Raw genomic sequence first — 234 nt, 5'->3', positions numbered from 1 at the left:
CGAAGTCCAGACGCAGTGGCTTGAGGACGCAGCGGTCTATCATTTCGGCTCGGTCTCGCTGATTGCCGAGCCTTGCCGCACCGCGACGCTGGACGCTGCGCGGCGCGCGAAAAGCCTTGGCGCACTGGTGTCGTACGACCCCAATGTGCGCCTTGCGCTCTGGCCGAGCGCTGACGCGGCTCGGACGGAAATCCTTGCGCAGCTGGAGCTTGCGGATGTGGTCAAGGTCAGCGA

1 pseudogene is annotated in these 234 nt (G+C 65.4%); it reads left to right on the top strand.

The features are described 5' to 3' along the window. Positions 1-234, top strand: a pseudogene (locus KVT27_RS26220) (carbohydrate kinase); the annotation flags it as partial.

It is taken from the genome of Lysinibacillus sp. GbtcB16 (genome assembly GCF_019091145.1).
In the GTDB taxonomy this organism is placed as follows: domain Bacteria; phylum Bacillota; class Bacilli; order Bacillales_A; family Planococcaceae; genus Lysinibacillus; species Lysinibacillus fusiformis.
The sequence above is the reverse complement of the archived record's forward strand: the minus strand, read 5'-3'. Positions and strand labels throughout refer to the sequence as shown.